The sequence below is a fragment of the Actinoplanes sp. ATCC 53533 genome, assembly GCF_003947245.1.
Map to the genome: position 1 here is coordinate 37,760 of NZ_QHHV01000106.1, position 18,131 is coordinate 55,890.

Annotated in this window: 13 protein-coding genes; 5 read left to right on the forward strand and 8 right to left on the reverse strand. The window is 72.2% G+C overall.

Translation table 11 applies throughout. The annotated features are described in order from the left end of the window. Positions 1-17 precede the first annotated feature (17 nt). From DMB66_RS31560 to DMB66_RS31580, 5 genes are all read right to left on the reverse strand, one after another. Complete coding sequence (locus DMB66_RS31560; protein WP_125807765.1) at positions 18-1,424, reverse strand: family 43 glycosylhydrolase; 1,407 nt, start codon at positions 1,422-1,424, stop codon at positions 18-20. Between the two features lie 7 nt (positions 1,425-1,431). Beyond that, complete coding sequence (locus DMB66_RS31565; protein ID WP_125807766.1) at positions 1,432-3,966, reverse strand: alpha-L-arabinofuranosidase C-terminal domain-containing protein; 2,535 nt, start codon at positions 3,964-3,966, stop codon at positions 1,432-1,434. Positions 3,967-4,069: 103 nt separating this feature from the next. Continuing rightward, the gene (locus DMB66_RS31570) at positions 4,070-4,846 is read right to left on the reverse strand and encodes a glycerophosphodiester phosphodiesterase (RefSeq protein WP_125807789.1); all 777 of its coding nucleotides are present in this window, start codon (positions 4,844-4,846) and stop codon (positions 4,070-4,072) included. Next, a complete protein-coding gene (locus tag DMB66_RS31575) occupies positions 4,843-6,585 on the reverse strand; it encodes an acyl-CoA dehydrogenase (protein WP_199752728.1) in 1,743 nt (580 codons plus the stop codon). The genes DMB66_RS31570 and DMB66_RS31575 overlap by 4 nt, the downstream gene beginning before the upstream one ends. A gap of 65 nt (positions 6,586-6,650) precedes the next feature. After that, on the reverse strand, positions 6,651-7,658 hold the full coding sequence (locus tag DMB66_RS31580; RefSeq protein WP_125807768.1) for a LacI family DNA-binding transcriptional regulator: 1,008 nt from the start codon (positions 7,656-7,658) through the stop codon (positions 6,651-6,653). A gap of 167 nt (positions 7,659-7,825) precedes the next feature. Between DMB66_RS31580 and DMB66_RS31585 the strand changes: the two genes are divergently transcribed. After that, a complete protein-coding gene (locus DMB66_RS31585; RefSeq protein ID WP_125807769.1) occupies positions 7,826-9,655 on the forward strand; it encodes a LamG-like jellyroll fold domain-containing protein in 1,830 nt (609 codons plus the stop codon). A gap of 221 nt (positions 9,656-9,876) precedes the next feature. Beyond that, a complete protein-coding gene (locus DMB66_RS31590) occupies positions 9,877-10,833 on the forward strand; it encodes a hypothetical protein (protein ID WP_125807770.1) in 957 nt (318 codons plus the stop codon). Positions 10,834-10,873: 40 nt separating this feature from the next. Here the strand turns inward: DMB66_RS31590 and DMB66_RS31595 are convergent, their stop codons facing one another. Then, positions 10,874-12,295, reverse strand: a complete 1,422-nt coding sequence (locus DMB66_RS31595) for an MFS transporter (protein WP_125807771.1) — start codon at positions 12,293-12,295, stop codon at positions 10,874-10,876. A 96-nt stretch (positions 12,296-12,391) separates the two neighbouring features. On the opposite strand from DMB66_RS31595, the gene DMB66_RS31600 reads away from it, so the two are divergent. The 3 genes from DMB66_RS31600 to DMB66_RS31610 all read left to right on the forward strand — a co-directional run bounded on the left by DMB66_RS31600 (position 12,392) and on the right by DMB66_RS31610 (position 14,408). Beyond that, positions 12,392-12,946, forward strand: coding sequence for a TetR/AcrR family transcriptional regulator (locus tag DMB66_RS31600; RefSeq protein ID WP_125807772.1), 555 nt, complete (start codon positions 12,392-12,394; stop codon positions 12,944-12,946). A 32-nt stretch (positions 12,947-12,978) separates the two neighbouring features. Continuing rightward, the gene (locus tag DMB66_RS31605; RefSeq protein ID WP_233624981.1) at positions 12,979-13,431 is read left to right on the forward strand and encodes a MarR family winged helix-turn-helix transcriptional regulator; all 453 of its coding nucleotides are present in this window, start codon (positions 12,979-12,981) and stop codon (positions 13,429-13,431) included. Positions 13,432-13,505: 74 nt separating this feature from the next. Beyond that, positions 13,506-14,408, forward strand: coding sequence for an LLM class flavin-dependent oxidoreductase (locus DMB66_RS31610; RefSeq protein WP_125807773.1), 903 nt, complete (start codon positions 13,506-13,508; stop codon positions 14,406-14,408). Positions 14,409-14,559: 151 nt separating this feature from the next. On the opposite strand, the gene DMB66_RS31615 is transcribed toward DMB66_RS31610, so the two are convergent. Both DMB66_RS31615 and folP read right to left on the reverse strand, forming a co-directional pair. Continuing rightward, positions 14,560-16,917 carry a right-handed parallel beta-helix repeat-containing protein gene (locus DMB66_RS31615; RefSeq protein WP_125807774.1) on the reverse strand — a complete coding sequence of 786 codons (2,358 nt, stop codon included), beginning with the start codon at positions 16,915-16,917 and terminating at the stop codon, positions 14,560-14,562. A 225-nt stretch (positions 16,918-17,142) separates the two neighbouring features. After that, positions 17,143-17,940 (reverse strand): dihydropteroate synthase, encoded by a 798-nt coding sequence (gene folP, locus DMB66_RS31620; protein WP_125807791.1) that lies wholly within the window; start codon positions 17,938-17,940, stop codon positions 17,143-17,145. Positions 17,941-18,131: the final 191 nt, after the last annotated feature.

The window sequence follows — 18,131 nt, forward strand, 5'->3', positions numbered from 1 at the left end:
TATCGCCCAAGGGCTACCTAGCCGAGCAGGAAGACCGTTGCGTCGCCCGTCACCACCGTCCCGTTCTCGTGCCGCAGGTAGCGGGTGGCGTCGCCGGCCAGTTGCAGCCGCACGCCGCGGCCGCGCGGCACCCGGCGTACCTCGGTCGGCGTGCCGGCCTCCATCCGCACGACCCCGTCGACGACCCGCAGGTGCCGGTCGGGGAAGTCCACCGACTGGATCGCCTCCGCGCCGTCGGTGCCGGGCACGAAGCGGAACTGGGTGTCGGCCAGCACGTGGCTCGGCTGCCGCACCACCAGCGCCGTGCCGTTGTGCGTGACGAACTCCCGGGGCGCGTCGGCCGGGGAGAGCCGCACGATCGGGCCACCGGCGCCGACCGGTACGCCGAACAGCGGCGTGCCGTCCGGGTGCCAGTAGACCCGCTGCACCCGGGTGTGCCGGTTGGGGTCGTAGAGCGGGTCGCCGGTGATGTCGCGGTAGTCCCGGGCGTGGTAGACCAGCACGTCGGTGACGCCGTCCTCGGCCACGGTGAAGCTGTTGTGCCCGGGTCCGTACCGCTGGGTCTCGGGCCGGGTCACGAAGATCGGGTCCGGGGTCTTCGTCCAGGACGAGCTCTTGAGCAGGTCGGCGCGGGCGTCCGCGGTGAGCAGGCCCATGCAGTAACGCGCGTCGGTGGCGGCCGCGGAGAAGGTCATGAAGACCCGCCCGTTGCGGATCAGCACCGCGGGACCCTCGTTGACCTTGAAGCCCGGTACCTCCCAGCTCCTGGTCGGGGTGGCGATCCGGGTGGGTTTGGTCCTCAGGGTCCAGGGGTTGGCCATCTCGGCGATGTACAGGCTGGTGTTGACCGCGATCTCCGGCTCGCTCTGCGCCCACACCAGGTAGCGCCGGCCGCGGTGGGCGAAGGTGGTGGCGTCCAGCGTGAAGCCGTCCCACTCGGTGATGATCTGTCCCCGCAGGGTCCAGCCCGCCGGGTCGGTGGGGTCGGCCAGCGCCGACTCCAGGACGTACGTCCGGATCCGGAAGACCTCGTCCTTGTCGCCGGCGGCGAAGTAGATGTACCAGCGGCCGTCGATGCGGTGCAGTTCGGGCGCCCAGATGTGGCCGCCCATCTTGCCGGACGTCGGGCGCTGCCAGAGGACCGTCTCGGTGGCGGTGGCGAGCCCGGCGATGGTGGTCGCGCCGCGCACGATGATCCGGTCGTACTCCGGCACCGAGGCGGTGAAGTAGTAGTTGCCCTTGTGGCGCGGGGTGATGAACGGGTCAGCGCGCTGGCGGATGAGCGGGTCGGTGGTGGTGACGCCGTAGATCTGGGCGTCGGTGCGGGCCTTGCGGGCCTGGGCGGGGGAGGCGGCGAGGGCGCCGGTGACGCCCACTCCCACGCTTCCCAGCAGCAGGGCGCGGCGGCTGATGTCGTAGTTCATGGGCACCTCACTTGGTCCGGATGCGCAGGAAGGTCACGGAGTTCGGGGCGAACGTCCGCGTGAAGACCGAAGAGATGCCGCGGACGGTCGTGGTGACCGGCAGGATCGGCTCCGCGGAGCGGGTGTTCTGCTCCTGGGGGTCGCCGGTGATCACGGTCATCCGGGCCTTGCTCGCGACCTTGCGCTTGCCGAGATCCACCGTGGTCACGGCCGGGGTGTCCTGGGCGTTGACGACCTTGACGATCAGTTCGCCGGTGGCGTCGTCGTGGGTGACCACCTGGGCGAACGGCTCGGTCACCTGGTTGTCGTCGAAGCTGCCCCACTCGCTGCCGTTGAGCACCAGCCGCACCTTGGTGCCGCGGACCTCGACCCGGATGTCGTACGTGGTCCCGGTGGTGACCGAGTTCGGCTTGGCCAGCAGGAGCTCCTTGGCCCCGTTCGTGGCCTTCTCCACCGCGCCCTGGGTGTTGTTCCAGCCGCCCAGGTTCCACCAGTAGTAGTTGCCGGTCTCCCGGACGCCGAACGCGATCAGGAAGCCCTCGCGGCCGGACTGCTTGGTGGCCTTCAGCGTCAGGTCGTAGTCGGTGGCGGTGATGTTCCCGGCCTTGACCAGGGTGTCCTCCGCGCCGTTGTCGCTCTGCCGGTAGGCCCCGTCGACGACCGACCAGTTGCCGCGCGGCTGCACCGGCGTCCACTGCCCGGCGCCGGCCGAGAAGTCGTCGTTGAACAGCACCGCGCCGTTCGGGCTGGTCACCTTGACGTCGTCGTAGGTGGCGGCGGTGGCCCAGGTGGAGAGCCCGACCGCGCCGGTGATCGGCTTGGGCTGGATGACCTTGCCGCTCGCCGTGCTCGGCACCACCCGGTCACCCACGTTGGTCATGAACAGCTTCTGCACCTGGTAGCTGGTCGAGCCCCAGGACTCGTCGTTGTCGAACCAGATCATGTCCGGCTTCCACTGGACGTGGTCGATGTTGGCCAGCAGCGGCGCGTACGAGGCCAGCTTCACCACGTCGGCGTTGCGTTCCAGCCCGGTCATGTACGACGCCTCGGCCAGCGAGTTGAACAGCTTGTTGTCCAGGGAGGCGTACTCGCCGAGGAAGACCTTGGGGCCGGCGCGGTCGTAGGCGTCGTAGCGCTTGTTGTTGCCCAGGAACCAGGCCGGGCTGTTGTAGTAGTGCTCGTCGACCATCTCCACCTTCGCGGCCTTGTTCTTGGCCCACAGGTTGTCGAAGGTCGAGCCCTGGTCGTCCGGCCCCGAGTTGCTCACCACGGTGATGTCCGGGTACTTGGCCTCGATGGCCTCGCGGAACTTCAGGAAGTTGGCGAAGTAGGCGTCGGGCAGGTTCTCCTCGTTGCCGACCGCCACGTGGGTCAGCCCGAACGGCTTGCGGTGGCCCATCTCGGCGCGCAGCGCGCCCCACTTGGTGCTGACCGGCCCGTTGGCGAACTCGATCAGGTCGAGGGCGTCCTGGATGTGGCGCTGCAGCAGCGCCGGGTCGTCGGTGGCCCGGTTCTGCCCGCAGCCGGTGACCAGCGCCGGCAGCACCGGCAGCGGCATCGCGCCGATGTCCTCGGAGAACTGGAAGTACTCGTAGTAGCCCAGCCCGTAGGACTGGTTGTAGCCCCAGAAGTTGTTGTTCGTCGCCCGGGTCTCGACCGGGCCGACGGTGTCCTTCCACTGGTACGACCGGGCCCGCGGGTAGTTCGCGGCCGCGTCGTAGCCGTACATGCTGCCGGTGTTGACCAGGCAGCCGCCGGGGAAGCGCACGAAGCCGGGGTCCAGCGCGGCGATCTTGTCGGCCAGGTCCTTGCGCAGCCCGTTGGGGCGGCCCTTGTAGGTGGCCTTGGGGAACAGCGAGACCATGTCCAGGCGCAGCGTGCCGGTGCCGGCGGCCAGCACGGCGAGCCGGCCGGCGTCGGTGGTCCTCATCGCCCGGACCGTCGCCCGGTAGCGGGTCCAGGAGTCGCCGCGGACGGTGAGGGCGACCGGCGCGGCCAGCGGCTGGCCGGCGGTGTCACGCAGGGTCACCGAGACCGGCGTGCCGGCGGGCGCGTCGCTGCGGGCCCAGACCGAGAAGTCGTACGTGGCCCCGCGGGTCACCGCGAAACCGGTGTTGTAGCCCGCGTTGGTCACGCCGTACTGGCCGCCGGCCGGGCTGGTGAGGGCGAGCTTGAGGTAGGTGCGGTTGCGGTCGTTGAGGCGGGCCGCGTCGTCGACGGTCGACGCCGTGCCCGCGCCGCCGGTCTCCGCGCCGGGGGTCCAGCCGGTCAGCCCGGTGTAGGAGCGGTTGTCGGCCGGCAGGAACTCGAAGGAGCGGTTGCGGACCAGTTCGGCGTAGAGGCCGCCGTCGGCCGCGAAGTTGATGTCCTCGAAGAACACGCCGTACATGGAGTCGTCGATCTTCGGGCCGGCGGCGGCCGGGTCGACGGTGATCGTGTAGTCAGGAGTCTGGGCCTGGGCGGAGACCGGCGTGGCGCCGCCGATGGCGGCGACCAGCGCCGTCGCGGCGGCGAGGCCGAGCAGTGCGCGATATGGGGACATACAGGTGTCCTCCCGAGCCGGTGACGAGGCACCGGTGAGAAATGTGAACGTTAACAACGCCGGTCGATTATCTTCGATGCCTAACATGCCGTCAATGCCCTCGTTACATTGCCGGGGGCGTCCACAAGCCCCGCGCGGTGTAGACGTCGCGCAGCACGCTCGGGCGGTCGGTCATGATGCCGTCCACGCCCAGATCGAGCAGCCGGCCCATCTCCACCGGGTCGTCGATCGTCCAGACGTGCACCTGCAGACCCAGCCGGTGCGCGCGGGAGACGAACCGGCGGTCCACGATCGGCACCCGTCCGTGCCGCGGCGGGACCTGGGCGGCGACCGCCGAGACCGGCAGCCGCAGCGGCGTGCCGGCCCAGGACGAGATCAGCAGCCGCAGCACCTCGCCGCGCGCCAGCGAGGTCGCGACCCGCGGGCCGGCCAGCGCCCGCAGCCGGGCCACCCGGGCGTCGCGGAACGAGGCGAGCAGGACCCGCTCCCCGGCGTGGCCGCGCCGGATCACCTCGACCGTGGGCCCGGCCGCGGCGTCGGACTTGACGTCGATGTTGAACCGGACCTCCGGCCAGGCGGCGAGCACCTCGTCGAGCCGCGGCACCGCGCCCGCCCCGCCGATCCGCAGCGTCGCCAGGTCGGCCCAGCGCAGGTCGGCAACCCGGCCCGGGGCGCCGGTCAGCCGGTCCAGCGTGGCGTCGTGGAAGACCACCGGCACGCCGTCCGCCGTGGCGTGCACGTCGGTCTCGACGTACCGGTAGCCCAGGGCGATCGCGCGGGCGAACGCCTCGGCGGTGTTCTCGTCGCCGTCGGCGGCGCCGCCGCGATGGGCGAACGCCAGCGGCGTCGGGGCATCCAGATAGGGCAGCCGGGCCCTCAGAGGCACGTGTCGTCCAGGTCGGCCAGCAGGGTGTCCCCGCTCTCCAGCAGCTCGAACCAGGCGGTGGTGCGGGGCAACTCGTGGGTGAAGAAGTAGCGGGCGGCCAGCCGCTTGCCGTCGTAGAACGGGCCCTGCCGGCCCGCCGCGGCGGTGGCCTGCTCCAGCCACATCCACGCGATGACCAGGTGCCCGGCCGCGTTCAGGTAGGCGGTGGAGTTGGCCAGGGCGCGCGCCGGGTCGGCGTCCGACCAGAGCTTGGCGGTGACCTCGACCAGCCGCTGGCAGCCGGCCTCCAGTGAGCGGGCATAGCCGGCGAGCTCGGCGGGCGCCCGCCCGGCGGCCGCGCGGATGGTGCGGACCAGCAGCTTCAGGCCGGCGCCGTCCCGCATGACCACCTTGCGGCCCAGCAGATCCAGGCCCTGGATGCCGTCGGTGCCCTCGTGGATCGGGTTGAGCCGGTTGTCGCGGTAGAACTGCTCGACCGGATACTCCCGGGTGTAGCCGTAGCCGCCGTGCACCTGGATGGCATGGTCGTTGGCCAGCAGGCACCACTGCGAGGGCCAGGCCTTCACGATCGGCGTCAGCACGTCCAGCAGCACGGCGGCCTCCGGCGAGCCGCCGGTCTCCTGGTCGTCGACGAGCTTGGACGCGTATAGGATCAGGGCCAGGCCGCCCTCGACGTAGGTCTTGGACGCCAGCAGCATCCGGCGCACGTCCGGGTGCCGGATGATCGGCACCGGCGGGGCCGCCGGATCCTTGTCGGCCACCGGCCGTCCCTGCAGCCGCTCGCGGGCGTAGGCCAGCGCGTGCAGATAGCCCGTGTAGCCCAGCGCCACCGCGCCGGCGCCCACGCCGATCCGGGCCTCGTTCATCATCTGGAACATGTAGGCCAGGCCGCTGCCCTCCGCGCCGACCAGGTATGCGGTGCTGTCGGTGAACGACAGCACCGCGTTGGTCGTGCCGCGGAAGCCCATCTTGTGGTTGAGCCCGGCCAGCTCGACGCCGTTGCGCTCGCCCACCCGGCCGTCGTCGCCGACCAGGTGCTTGGGCACGATGAACAGCGACAGGCCCTTCACCCCGGCCGGCGCGCCGGCGACCCGGGCCAGCACCAGGTGCACGATCGTCTCGCTGAGCTCGTGGTCGCCGCCGGAGATCCACATCTTGCTGCCGGTGACCCGGTAGCTGCCGTCGCCGGCCGGCGACGCGCGGGTGATGACGTCGCTCAGCGAGGAGCCGGCCTGCGGCTCGGACAGGCACATCGTGCCGGTGAACCGGCCGGAGAGCATCGGGTCGACGAACCGCGCGACGTGCTCGGGCGCGGCGTGGGCGCGCAGCAGGTTGGCGTTCGCCATGGTCAGCATCGGGTATGCGGAGGTGGCGATGTTCGCCGCCTGGAACCACGCGAAGCAGGCCCGGGCCACCACGTGCGGCAGCTGCAGCCCGCCGTCCTCCTCGTCCATCGTCCCGGCCGGCAGGCCGGAGCCGTTGAACGCGGCCAGCGCGGCTTTGACCTCGGGGATGATGTGCACCCGCTCGCCGTCGAAGCGCGGCTCCTCGGTGTCGCCGCGGCGGTTGTGGGTCGCGAACTCGCGCTCGGCGATCTGCGCGGAGAGCTCCAGGAACGCGTCGAACGTCTCCCGGGAGTGCTCGGCGAAGCGGGGCCGGGTGGTCAGCGCCGCCACATCGAGCCACTCATAGAGCAGGAACTCGAGGTCACGCTGCGAGAGGATGCTGGACATCACCCCACCTTAGGGGGTGTCTGGCGGGTCATGACGGCCTGCGCCGGGCACCCCCCGATCTCCGGTCACCCGCGCGGTGGGCGGGTGCTGTCCCGCACGATCAGCTCGGTCGCCAGTTCGATGCGGGGCGCCTGGATCTCCTCGCCGCGGGCCAGCCGCAGGATGGTCCGGGCGGCCAGCCCGCCCATCTCGGCGAGCGGTTGCCGCACCGTGGTCAGCGGCGGCGACGCCCAGCGGGCCTCCGGCAGGTCGTCGAAGCCGACCACGCTCAGGTCATCCGGTACGCGCAGACCGCGCTGGCGGGCCGCCTCGTGCACGCCCAGCGCCATCGTGTCGCTGGAGGCGAAGATCGCGGTCGGCGGGTCGTCGAGCGCCAGCAGGGACACCCCGCCGGCGAAACCGGAGTCGTAGAGGAAGTCGCCCTGGCGGATCAGGGCCTCGTCGGTCTGGAGCCCGGCGGCCTCCAGCCCCGCGCGGTAGCCGTCCAGCCGGGCCCGGCTGCAGAGCATGTTCTTCGGGCCGGCCACGAAGCCGACCCGGCGGTGGCCGAGCTGCACCAGGTGCTGGGTCGCCGACAGCCCGCCGGCCCAGTTGGTCGCCCCGATGGTCGGCACGTCGACCATGGCCCCGCCGGCCGGGTCGATCACCACGACCGGGATGTTGAGCCGCTGCAGCTCCGCGTAGACCGGGGTGGTCAGGTCGGAGGTCACGAAGATCACGCCGTCGGAGGCCCGGGCGTAGAGGTTCTGCAGCCACTGCCGGGTGGCGGTGCTGCGGCGGTGCACGGCCGAGACCACCGTGCCCACCCCGGAGCTGTGCATGACGTCCTCGACGCCGCGGATCAGCTCGACCGCCCAGGGGCTGTCCAGGTCGTTGAAGACCAGGTCGACCAGGGCCGCCTTGCCGGCCTGCTGACGGGACGCGCGCCGCCGGTAGCCGTGCTGCTTGAGCAGGTTTTCGACCGTCTCACGGGTCTGGGGTGCCACGTCGGCGCGGCCGTTGAGCACGCGGGAGACCGTGGGCACCGAGACCCCGGCCTCGCGGGCGATCGCGGCGATGGTCACGCGGGCCACTGACGCCTCCTCGGAAGTTTCAGATGCAGTTTCCGGAAGTATTCCACAGTCATCGTCACTCCATAGAAGTCACTCTCGCCCTATTTATGTCCTTTCGGCCAAGTATGTGATCCATTCGCCGGATCGGCGCTCGCGTCCTTCGGGGGCGAGCGCCGTTAGCTTTCGTTGTGCGCAATAACCGAAATGGCCTGAAATCTGCTCTACGCCGGCTCGCGATCGTCGGCGTCTCCACCGTCGTCGTCGCCGTGGGCGGCGCCGCTCTCGCCGAGGTCGTGTCGGGCACGCCGACGCCGTCGCCGTCGTTCAACGGCCCGGTGTACGCGCTCGCCCACCGCGGCGACGTCGTCTACATCGGCGGCAACTTCACCGGCGCCCTCGTCGGCGGCAAGACCATCGCGCGGCAGCGCCTCGCGGCGTACAACGCGCGCACCGGCGGCCTGCTGGACTGGAACCCGGGTGCCGACGCGACCGTACGCGCCCTCGCCGTGGACGGCGCCACGGTCTACGCCGCCGGCGACTTCGACCGGGTCGCCGGCACGGCCCGCGACGCGGTCGCCGGCCTCGACGCCGTCACCGGCAAGCTGACCCCCGGCAGGCACACGGTCCTGGGCCAGCCCAACGCCCTGGCCGTCGGCAACGGCCGGCTCTACCTGGCCGGCCGGATCACCGCCGTCGACGGGGCGCCGCGGACCAACCTGGCGGCGTTCTCGCTGGCCACCGGCGCGCTCGACAGTTGGGCGCCGACCACCGACGACACCGTCAACGCGCTGGCCGTCAACGGCAACCGGGTCTACCTCGGCGGTGGCTTCCACAAGACCAACGGGGTCAGCTCGACCCTGCGGCTCACCGCGGTCGACGGCACCACCGCGGCGCTGGACAAGAGCTTCCTGCCCAAGCCGGTCTCCCAGGTCTTCGCGCTGGCCACCGACGCCAACGGGGTGTACGCCGCCCTCGGCGGCCAGGGCGGCCGGGCCATCGCCTACACCTTCGGCGGCGCGGCCCGCTGGACCCGGGTCTTCGACGGCGACGCGCAGGCGATCGCCACGCTCGACGGCACCACCTACGTCGGTGGGCACTTCGACAAGGCCTGCACGACGACCAACAACGGGGTCAAGGGCGTGTGCACCGACGGCTCGGTGCCGCGGGTCAAGCTCGCCGCGGTCGACGGGGCGGGCAACCTGACCGCGTGGGCGCCGCAGGGCAACGGCGTGGTCGGGGTACGCACCCTGGCCGCGAACCCGGCGAACGGCCTGCTCGGCGTGGGCGGCGACTTCACCACGTTGTCCGGCTCCCGGCAGAAGCGGTACGCCGCCTTCGGCGGGCCGAGCTCCCTCGAGGCGGTGCCGGCCGCGCCGCCGTCGCCGTACGTGGCGTCGTACAACTTCGACTCCACCGTGGCCGACGGCACGTTCGACGACGGCTCCGGCAACGGCCACCTGCTCAAGTCGCTGGCGGCCAACGGCGGCGCGGTCCGGACCGTCAAGCATGCCGCCGGACAGGGCATCGCGTTCCCGTCGAAGTGCGGGGGCGCCGCCTGCGCCCGGGTGGTGCTGCAGGCCACCGACGTGCCGGACCTGAACCCGGGCGCCAGGAACCTGCGGTACGGCGCGAACGTGCTGCTCTCACCGGCCGAGACCTCGACGGGCGAGAACATCATGCAGAAGGGCTACTCCACCGCCGGCGGCCAGTACAAGCTCCAGGTCGACGGCATCTCCGGCAAGCCGAGCTGCGTGATGAGCGACAAGACCGATCCGGCGATCCACGTCGCGAAGGGCCAGAAGTCGGTGTCCGACGGCGGCTGGCACACCCTGGAATGCCGGCGGACCGGCACCGCGCTGACCATCCTGGTCGACGGCCAGGACGGCGGCAGCGCGACGGTGCCGGCGACGTTGGAGGTCGTCACCCCGCAGCCGCTGAGCATCGGCGGCAAGGGCAGGGGCGTCAACAACGACCAGTTCCACGGCAGCCTCGACGACGTCTGGATCAGCATCGGCTGAGCTCCGGCGGCCCTTCCCTGATCCAGCTGCTCGCCCTCGGCGGCCCTGTCGATCCAACCACTCGCAAGGTGTGGCTGGGCTCGGCGGGGCCGCCGATACTTCTCCGCATGGACGACCCGCCGGACCGCGGCTAGCGGCCGGCTCCACCCCCCTTCCCGGGTGCTCCCACGAGGAGTGCCGGACCTCGTGCGCCCGGGATCGTGTACGGAAAGAGGAAAGACATGCGCAGGACAACGATCGCCGCCGCCGTCGTGGCGGCCGGGCTGGCCGCCGTGACGATGTCGGTCGCACCGACGGCCTCGGCCGCCGACCGGGGTGCCCGGTCGCGGATCGCGGTGCACTTCGACCTGGCCAAGGGCGAGATGCCGGAGAACATCGCGCTGGCACCGGACGGCACCGCGTACGTCACCTTCGCCGCCGCCCGCCAGATCGCCGCGGTCAGCCCGGGCGGCGCCCGGCGGGTGCTGGCGACCATGGCCGCCCCGGCCGACGGCGGGGTGCACACCCCGGTGCTGAGCTTCGCCCTGACCACGGGCATCGTGCGGACCGGCGACGGCACGCTCTACTTCCTGTACGCCAGCGGCGACGCCGGCTCGACCGGCCTGTACCGGCTCCGTCCCGGCGGCCGGCCGCAGCGCCTCGCCGCCCTGCCGGCCGCCGGCCTGCCCAACGGGCTGGCCCTGGACGAGCGGACGGGAACCTTCTTCGTCACCGACTCCGTGCTCGGCACCATCTCGGCCGTGCCGCTCGCCGGCGGCCGGGCGTCCGTGTGGTCGTCGGCGCCGGAGCTCGCCCCGGCCGGCTTCCTCGGCGCCAACGGCGTGCAGGTGCGTGGCGGCGCGGTCTGGGCCACCAACCTCGACCGGGGCACGCTGCTGCGCATCCCGCTGCGGCCGGCCGGACCCGGGCGGATCGAGGTCAGGGCCACCGGCCTGGCCGGCATCGACGACTTCGCCTTCACCGGCCGCGGCGAGGACGTGCTCGCCGCGCTCAACGGGCCCAGCACCGTGGTGCGCGTCGCCGCGGGCGGCCGCGCCACCACCGTGCTGGACGCGGGCGACGGCCTGCAGAATCCCACCTCGGTGGCCGTCCGGGCCGGGGTCGCCTATGTCCTGAGTGCCGCCTACACCACCGCCACCGACCCCAACCTGCTGCTGGCCACCCTGCCGCGCCGCTGACCCGGCGGGCTCGGCACCATCGGCGGGACCCGATGAGCGGTCAGTCCTGGGGCACGCCGGGACGCCGGGGCAGCCAGAGCGCGATGACTCCGCCGGCCGCGACGATGCACGCGCCCACGATCACCGCCGGGACCAGGCCGTCCACGAACGACTGGCTGCTGCTGTAGTCGCCGGCCGAGCTGAACACCGAGGCCAGCACCGCGATGCCGACCGCCACCCCCAGCTCGCGGATGGTGTTGTTGGCGCCGGAGGCGACGCCGCGCTCGCGGGCGGTGACGCTGGCCAGGGCCATGGTGCTGATCGGCGCGAAGGTCAGGCCCATGCCGACCCCGGCGAGCACGAACGCGATCACCAGGTCGCCGTAGCTCACGTCGGTCGTGGTGGCCAGGCCGATCCACAGGATGCCCGCGGCGAGCAGGGCCTGGCCGGCGACGATCAGGTTACGGACGCCGAGGCGGTCGGCGAAGATGCCGGCCAGCGGCGCGACGACCATCGGCGCCATCGTCCACGGCAGCGTCCGGATGCCCGCGTCCAGCGGGCTCAGGCCCTGCACCATCTGGAAGAACTGGGCCAGCAGGAAGACCGCGCCGAAGGTGCCGGCGGAGAAGGTCAGCGTGACGATGGTGACCAGGCTGAAGCCGCGCGAGCGGAACAGCGACAGCGGCAGCATCGGCGCGCTGTTGCGACGCTGCCAGGCGATGAACGCGCCGAGCAGCACCGCCCCGCCGGCCAGCATGGACAGCACGCGGGCCGAGGACCAGCCGTGGTCCGGGCCGTCCACCACGCCCCAGACCAGCAGCAGCATGCCGGCGGCGGAGAGCAGCAGGCCCAGCGGGTCGAGCCGGACGGCGCCACCGCGCGACTCGCGCAGCACGGTCACGGCCAGCACCACGGCCAGGACGCCGACCGGCACGTTCAGCCAGAAGATCCAGGACCAGTCGAGACCCTCGACCACGGCGCCGCCGACCACCGGGCCGACCGCGACCCCGAGGCCGCTGATCCCGCCCCAGATCCCCACGGCCGCGCTGCGCGACCGGTCGGGGACGGCCTGGGCCAGCAGGGTCAGCGACAGCGGCGCGACCGCCGCGCCGGCCAGGCCCTGGACCGCGCGGGCCACGGTCAGCATCCACGGCTCGGTGCTCAGCGCCGCGGCGGCCGAGGCGAGCGTGAAGAGCACGATGCCGGCCACGAACATCCGGCGGCGCCCGAGCCGGTCGCCGATCGCGGCGGCGGTGAGCAGGAAGGCGGCGAAGGGCAGCGTGTACGCGTTCACGAACCACTGCAGGTCGTTCAGCGAGGCGCCGAGCTCGGTGCGGATCACCGGCAGCGCGGTGGTCACGACCAGGTTGTCGAGCGTGACCATGAATATCGGGATGCCGACGGCGGCGAGCACCGCGGCGAGGGGGCGTGGCCGGCTCTGCTCGGCCGTGGCGGCGGGCCGGTCGGGTGCGAGGGTGGACATCCGGATCTCCTAGTTGCTATTCACTGATAACTAGCTGCGAGCCCAACTTAGTTATCAGCTGATAACATGTCAACGCCGATGTCGGAGGAGTGACTTTTGACCAGGACCCGCCTGACCGCAGGGGAGCGCCACGAGCAGCTGGTGGCCGCCGCGGTCACCGCTTTCGCCCGGGGCGGCTACGCCGGCACCACCACCGATCAGGTGGCCCGGCTGGCCGGCGTCTCGCAGCCGTACGTGATCCGGCTCTTCGGCACCAAGCACCAGCTCTTCCTGGCCGCCGCCGAGCACGCGACGAGCCGCGTCGAGCAGCGGTTCCGCGACGCCGCCGCCGAGCGCGCCGACCTGGAGAGCCTCGGTGCCGCCTATGACGATCTGCTGGCCCAGCGCGACCTGATCACGATCCTGCTGCACGGCTTCGCGGCCGGTGCGGATCCGACCATCGGGCCGACAGTGCGCGAGTGCTTCGGCCGGATCTACCGGACGGTCCGGGAGCTGACCGGTGCGGGCGAGGACGAGGCGCGCGACTTCATGGCGCACGGCATGCTGCTCACCATCCTCGGCGCGATGCGGATCATCGGCCCGGACGCGGTGCCGCCGGAGCCGTGGATGACCGAGCTGATCGGCGACCCGGGGCGGAAGGCGTCCGGATAGTTCGCTCCACGAATTGTCCGTACACTGGCGCTGTGGACAGCGCGGAAGACGGTCGGATGGGGGTGGTGGCCGCCCTGGTGCGTGCCACCTTTCTGGTCAATGCGGTGTATGCCGAGTCGGGCCGCGAGCACGGCCTCACCCCGCAGCAGGGGCAGTTGTTGTGCGTGCTGATGACGCGGCCGCTCGGCATGGGCGAGCTGGGCGCGATGCTGGCGCTGGCCAAGTCGAGCCTCACCGGCCTGGTGGACCGCACCGAGCGCAACGGCCTGGTCCGGCGGCTGCCGGATCCGCGGGACACTCGTGCGGTGCGCGTCGCGCTCACCCCGCGCGGCAGCGGGCTGGCGGCGGAGTTCTACGCCGAGACCTGCCGGCGGGTCGAGGCGCTGGCCGCCGGGCTCGGTGCCGCCGACCGTGACACGCTCGCCGGGCTGCTCGGCGGCATCGTGCGCGACAACAAGGTTCCCGTCGTCTTCCCGGAGCCCTGACATTTGCAGTTCGTAGTACGAACCATTACGGTTCGTACTACGAACTATGTTTCCTCGACGGTGGAGGCTCAGCAATGTCCGTACCCCGGGTCGTCTTCGGCTTCGGCGCGCACCACGACATCAAGGACGGGCCCGAACTGCTGCGGGCGGCCCGGCAGGCCGACCGCGCCGGGCTCGACCTCATCTCCCTGTCCGACCATCCCTACCTCGGCGCCCGCCTGGACGCGTACGCCGCGGTCGGCTTCATCCTCGGCCGCACCGAGCGGCTGGCGGCCTTCGCCAACGTCACCAACCTGCCGACCCGCCCGGCGCCCATGCTGGCCCGCGCGGTGACGTCGCTGTCGGCGCTGTCCGGCGGCCGCGTCGTGCTCGGCCTGGGCGCGGGCGGGCTGTGGGACCGGATCGCCGACATGGGCGTGCCGCGGCTGTCCCCGGGCGCCGCGGTCGAGGCCTTCGAGGAGGCGATCGTCCTGATCAAGAAGCTGTCCGGCGGCGGCCCGCCGGTCACCCACGAGGGCTCGCACTACCGGGTGCACGAGCTCGCGCCGGCCCCGGTGGCCGCGCCGCCGGTGTGGACCGGGTCGGTCGGTCCCAGGTCCCTGGCGGCGACCGGCCGGGTCGCCGACGGCTGGATCCCCGGGCACGCGGCGGACTGGCTCAGCGCGCGATACCGGACCTCGCGCCCGGTCATCGACGAGGCGGCCGCGGCCGTGGGCCGCGATCCGCGCGAGATCCGTACGGTCTTCAACCTCCCGGGCGACATCACCGACCGGCCGCTGGCCGCCACCCGGGACGGCAGCGGGCGCTGGCTCGGCGGTTCCGTCGGCCAGTGGGTCGAGGAGCTGACCGGGGCCGTCCTGGAGCACGGCGCGTCTGGCTTCACGCTCTTCGCCTCCGGGCACGGCACGACCGACGAGGTCTCCCTCGGCCGCTGGGCCGGCGAGATCGCCCCGGCGGTCCGCGAGGCGGTCGGCTGACCGGGGCGGGGAAGGCCGGCCAGCGGTGAAGAGCGAGTGAACCGGCGCGGCCCCGGAGAACTGCGCGGCTCCGGAGCCGGGCCTGAGGTCGGCTTGAGGTGGGCCGGCCAGAATTGCCGAGTCGGGGCGCGCGAGTCGGGGTGGGAAGGGGTCAGGGAAGGGCGACGGTGGCGACCGCGGAGTTGTCCCCGCTGTCGGCGCGGTAGGCAACCACCTGGTACTGACCCGGGACGCCGGACGGGATCGCGACCTGTTCGGTGTTGGTGCCGGTGACCAGGCCGAGCCGGTCCAGCAGGTGGGTCTCGCCGGCCGGCACGTTCTCGACCATGAGGAAGGCCTGGACGGTGACCGCACCGGACGGCGCCGCCGCGGTGTACGAGCTGGTCACCCAGCCGCCGGTCGGGTCGGTGGCCGAGAAGTTGCCGGTGGCCAGGCGGGTGATCTTGCCGGTGGCGTCGGTGAAGGCGAGGCCCGCGCGCACCTTGCGGCCGGTGGTGGTGGCCTGGAAGGACGCGACCGAGGTGTAGGTGGCGCCGGTCGTGACCGTGGCCTTGCGGCTGTAGGTGTTGATCTGTCCGGTGGCGGTGGCGGTCAACGCGAGCGACGCTGTGCCGACGGCGCCGGAGGTGTCGACCCGGGACGCCCTGGTGGTGGAGCCGGTGGTCCAGCCGGCCGTGCCGGCCGATGCGGTTTCGAGGCCGGCCGCGTCGGAGTCGAGCAGGTTGCCCGGGATCGCCGCGCTGCCGACGGGCAGGTCGGCGACCGGCAGGCCGTCGCGGTAGACCCGGTAGCCGGCCACCGGGTTGCTCCCGGCGTACGACTCGTCCCAGGTCAGCATGCCGTTGGCCACGGCCGGGCCGCCGGGGGCGTCGGGGGCCAGCGAGCCGGTGCGGACCGCGGCCGAGATGAGGCCCGTGGTCGTGTTGCCGCCGAGCACCGAGCCGGTCGGGGCGGCGGTCGACTTGCGGGCGCCGAGCTGTACGCCGTACCAGAGGGTGGGGTTGCTCTGGTCGTCGACGATCGTGTTGTCCTGGATGGTGTCGCCGTTGCCGGTGCCGAGCCCGATGCCCGCCGTGTCGAACCAGCCGGCGCCGGTGTTGTAGGTCGTGGAGCCGCCGAAGCCGGCGTCGACGATCCGGTTGGCGGAGATCGTGTCGGCGGTGTCCTTCGCCTGCGGGGTGCCGAAGACGATGATCCCGGTCTCGCGGGAACGCACGATCTCGTTGCCCTGGACGATGTTGTCGCCGCCCGGCCGGCTGATGTGGTCGGTGCCGGCGGTGCTGACGTCGTTCCACCCGCCCGCGGTGCCGAGGGTGCCGTCGGCGTCGAGGTAGTCGTCGTAGCGGACCAGGACGCCGACGGTGGCCGAGTCGAAGATCCTGTTGCCGGCGACGGTGTTGCCGCGCGGCTGGGTGACGTCCTTGTTCGGCGCGACGTGCGAGTAGTTGGCGTTCGACGACAGCACGATGTGCGCACCCTCGAGCGTGTTGCCCGTGACCGTGGCACCGATGACGCCCTCGAAGTAGAGGTTGCCGTACTCGCGGACGCCGCGGGCGGCCGCGACCGCCGGAGTGGTGTGCACGACGTTGTCGCGCACGACGGTCCGGATCGCGTTGGTGAAGTCGAAGAAGTTCCCGTTGGCCGTCGCGTCGTACTGGTTGTTCTCGATGATCGTGCCGTCGTTGCGGCCGCCGCCACCGATGTTGTCCTCGCCGTCGGACTCGGCACCGCCCCAGTTGTCGAACCGGTTGTCGGCGATGGTCACGCCGGTGGTGCCGAGGATCCAGAGCTTGAAGTACTCGAGGTTGGTGAACCGGACCTGGCGTACGGTCCACCGGTCACCGGCCGAGATGCCGCCGCCCGTGCTCGAGTTCGCGCCCGTCGCACCGCGGAAGTCGCAGATCTGCCCCGGCTGAGCGGGCAGGGCGGCGGGATCGGCGGAGCCGGCGCCGGTGCGGCAGTTCCCGTTGACGGTGAGGTCGGAGACCAGGTTGGTGCTGCCGGCCTGCTTGGTGTCGCCGGGCCGGATGAGGAAGCTGTAGCTGAAGTTCCTCCAGTTCACGGTGGGGTCCATCAGCAGCGTGGTGGCCGTGATGCCCGCGCCGCGCAGGTTGACGTTGGCCGGCAGCTTGAGACCGTTGGTGAGCCGGTAGGTGCCGGCCTGCAGCAACACCGTCGCGGTGGTGGCCGGGGTGACGACGGTCGTGCCGTCCAGCACCGCGGCCTTGCTCTTGCCGGCGGCGGTGCTGATCGCTTGCGCGAGCGCCGCGTAGTCGTCGGCGTTGCCGCCCCTCGGGGCCGGAGCCGCGACGCAGGCCGGGTCGGACACACAGGCCGCGGCGCTCAGCGGGGCGGGGCTGATGGTCGAGGCGAGCGTATACGCGGGAGCGTCGGATGCCGCCGAGGCCGAGACCGGCCCGCTCACCGCGAGAACGCCCAGGGCGGTCGGCAGGGCGGTGGCGATCACCAGGGCGGAACGACTCGCGGCGGCGGGAAGGGACAAGCGCATCGGATCTCCGAGGGTTGCGGGCCGGGTGCGATCCGGGGAGCGAATCGGGTGCAACCATAAGGCCGCCAAATCCGCTGAGATTCCCCCAAAAGGGTGAGAGCCGCCGGGGCCGATCGGCGAGCCGCGCTCACTACACGCGGTAACGTGACAAGGATCACCGGCCGCTCAGTGCCTGGTGATGCCCCATGCGCCCGCTCGCGAGCAGTGACAGAGAGTGGCAGGCCGTCAGATGTTGTGCCGGGCATAGGCGGGGGCGCGCAGCCCCAGCATCGCCTCGGTCATCCGCACCGCGTCCACCGCGGCGCGCACGTCGTGCACCCGGACGATCCGGGCGCCCTGCGTCACGCAGAAGACGACCGCGGCGACGGTGCCCACCAGGCGTTCCTGCTGCGGGCGGTCCAGGGTCTCGCCGATGAAGTCCTTGTTGCTCAGCGCCGCCAGCGTCGGATAGCCGATCGCGGTGATCTCGCTGAGCCGCCGGGTCAGCTCCAGCGAGTGGTGGGTGTTCTTGTTCAGGTCGTGGCCCGGGTCGATGATGATCTGCTCCGGAGCCACGCCGCGGGACAGCGCCAGCGCCACCCGCTCGCGCAGGAAGCCGGCCACCTCCGCCGTCACGTCGGCGTACCGCGGGCTCGGGTGCGGGGTGCGCGGCGCGGCCAGGCTGTGGGTGATCACCAGGGCGGCGGACGTGCCCGCCACCACGTCCGCGATCGCCGGGTCGCGCAGGCCGGAGGTGTCGTTGATGACGCCGGCGCCCGCCGCGATGACCTCCCGGGCCACCTCCGGCCGGAAGGTGTCCACCGAGACCACGGCCAGCCCGCGGGCCGCCTCGACCACCGGCAGCACCCGGTCCAGCTCCTCGGCGGCGCTGACCTCCGGCCCGGGCGCGAACGGCACCCCGCCGATGTCGATCCAGTCCGCCCCCGCGTCCGCCGCGGCCCGGACCGCCTCGGCCGCCTTCTCCAGCGCGAAGGTGCGGCCCCGGTCGTGGAACGAGTCGGGGGTGCGATTGACGATCGCCATCACCGTCACCCGGCGCGCGAAGTCGTGCGGGCGACCCCCGATGACACGTTCGGCACTGATCAGCGGGGGTGCGAAGGCAGTCACGCCCGGAGGGTAACCCGGTGCCGGGACCGCCCCGAATTCGGGCTCCCGCCGATGATCGTCCCTGCTCTAAGGTGCAAGGCGTGACGGAAGCAGGACACGCGGTTGCC

Coding starts and splice junctions, on each gene's coding strand:
- DMB66_RS31560 (WP_125807765.1), bottom strand. CDS start 1,424: ATGAACTACGACATCAGCCGCCGCGCCCTGCTGCTGGGAAGCGTGGGA.
- DMB66_RS31565 (WP_125807766.1), bottom strand. CDS start 3,966: ATGTCCCCATATCGCGCACTGCTCGGCCTCGCCGCCGCGACGGCGCTG.
- DMB66_RS31575 (WP_199752728.1), bottom strand. CDS start 6,585: ATGTCCAGCATCCTCTCGCAGCGTGACCTCGAGTTCCTGCTCTATGAG.
- DMB66_RS31590 (WP_125807770.1), top strand. CDS start 9,877: ATGCGCAGGACAACGATCGCCGCCGCCGTCGTGGCGGCCGGGCTGGCC.
- DMB66_RS31595 (WP_125807771.1), bottom strand. CDS start 12,295: ATGTCCACCCTCGCACCCGACCGGCCCGCCGCCACGGCCGAGCAGAGC.
- DMB66_RS31610 (WP_125807773.1), top strand. CDS start 13,506: ATGTCCGTACCCCGGGTCGTCTTCGGCTTCGGCGCGCACCACGACATC.
- DMB66_RS31615 (WP_125807774.1), bottom strand. CDS start 16,917: ATGCGCTTGTCCCTTCCCGCCGCCGCGAGTCGTTCCGCCCTGGTGATC.
- folP (WP_125807791.1), bottom strand. CDS start 17,940: ATGGCGATCGTCAATCGCACCCCCGACTCGTTCCACGACCGGGGCCGC.